The 2,059-nt window shown below is 29.9% G+C and carries 2 protein-coding genes; both read left to right on the top strand.

Annotated features, from left to right (window positions below; all coding sequences use genetic code 11):
• Positions 1-1,209: O-antigen polysaccharide polymerase Wzy (gene wzy / locus V7266_RS30225; RefSeq protein WP_335472967.1), on the top strand; the 1,209-nt coding region annotated here is incomplete at its 5' end.
• A 39-nt stretch (positions 1,210-1,248) separates the two neighbouring features.
• Positions 1,249-2,059: glycosyltransferase family 2 protein (locus V7266_RS30220; protein ID WP_335472966.1), on the top strand; the 811-nt coding region annotated here is incomplete at its 3' end.

Below are 2,059 nucleotides of genomic sequence, written 5' to 3'. Positions count from 1 at the left end.
ATTTTTCACTTTGGTCAAATTATTCTGCATAGTATTGGGCTAGGTGCTTATGTAATAGACGCTAAGATTAGAGCTAATGTAATCGAAATCATGCCAGAGCGGATTGTATTAAAATCTATTTTATATTGTACAATATCTATTTTTTTGTTTCACTCAGGGGCTTTATTATATGCCTTAAAACAAAAAAGATATCCTATCAAGGAAATAGCCGGTGCAGAAAAAATTGGAGAGTCAAAACAATTTCTACTAACTCGTGGAATTGGTATCTTAATGTTAATAGTCTCAATTTACCCGATGATAAAATTCGATAGTGGTTATATCAGAGCAGCACTAAATGGTGGTTATACTGCAGTTTATCAACTAGATATTAATACGGGTTTATGGGATGACTTATCTCGAATGTATAAACCATCTATACTTTTCTTGTTGGTCAGCTTTAAGAAAAAGCCAACACTAGCTAGAATTATGGTCGTAATAAATATTCTTTATAGTTTAGTTAAATTATCAATAATCGGTCAACGTGGATACGAAATGATTTTTATTGTTGTTCTAGTTTGGTTATATATCAAAATATTTTCAAAATTAGACTTTAAAAGGTTCCTGACATTAAGTGTTTTTAGTATGGTCGTTACTTCAATATTATCTCTAGCTGTAGCAAATAGAGATTCCACAAGTAGATTTGATTTAAGTGATGTATTAAATTATTTATTGACTCAAAATCCTATACTACAGTCTATTAGTGAATTTGGAGGGACATTATATACAGTAGAATTATATATCGATCTCATTCCTAGGACTTTGAATTTTGGATTTGGGAGCTCTTACTTAGCATCACTTTTAACGTTACTACCAAATGTAAATGGAATTCTAGGTGATTCGGTAAAACTTGCCTCTCCCAACTATCTATTATCGCTAGAAGTTACTGGAATTGGAGGATCTTATATTGGTGAGTTTTACTACAATTTTGGTTGGTATGGCGTAGTATTAGGATTAATTTTTGGTTATCTTTTTGCCTCTTTTTCTAACAGTACTCAAAGAGCATTTAATCAAAATAAGTTTTTTGTCATTGCTGCTTCGGCAACTTTTCTAAATATTGTTTTATGGACTATTCGTGATTCATTTACTGCAATACCTAGAAATCTCTTATTTCAGTTAGTCATTCCATATGTATTGTTTATATTATTGTATAAACTAGTTAAGAAAGCTTAGTTAATACATTAAAAATATAATTGAGGGTGTTAAATTCAGATGAATAATGATCCAACAATTAGTGTTATAATGTCCGTTTATAATACTCCAGAAATTTATTTAAAAGAGGCTATTGATAGTATACTTTGTCAAACTTTTAGTGACTTTGAATTTATAATCATTGATGATTTTTCTACGATGGATATAAGAAATATTATTTTTGGATACAACGATCATAGGATTGTTTATTTGAAAAACAATGAAAACAAGGGCTTAGCATGGTCTTTAAATAGAGGTATAAGAATAAGTAAAGGTCGATATATTGCTAGAATGGATGCGGATGATATTAGCCTTCCGCATAGGTTTGAGAAGCAAGTTATATATATGGAGAATACAAATACGGATGTATTATCTACGCACGTTCGCTTTCTGGGATCACTTGAGGGTGAAACAAAGGGAAGTTGGGATTCTGATAGAATAAAAGCAAATTTAATATTCGAAAATAAACCAATTATTCATCCAACAGTTATGATTAGAAAAGATTTTCTTATAAGGAATAAGTTGGAATATAATGAGGATTTTAAAAAAGCTCAAGATTACGAGCTGTGGTCTAGAGTAGTAAATATTGGAAGCTTCAAATTATTAAATGATGTTTTATTATTATATAGAATTCATCCTAATCAGGCTTCTACAAAGGGGAAAAATGAACAAAACAATTATGCGGAAAAAGTGAGATTAAATTTATTGAAATCTGTATGTCCTGATATTGAAATTGACAGCTTATCTCATAATTTATTATCCACTTTAGAGGTATCTGAAGACATTATTCGTTTGTGTAGTTGGTGTAAGTTACTTATTTTAAGTAATAAAG

It is taken from the genome of Neobacillus drentensis, assembly GCF_036965645.1.
GTDB lineage: Bacteria > Bacillota > Bacilli > Bacillales > Cytobacillaceae > Neobacillus > Neobacillus drentensis_D.
The sequence above is the reverse complement of the archived record's forward strand: the minus strand, read 5'-3'. Positions and strand labels throughout refer to the sequence as shown.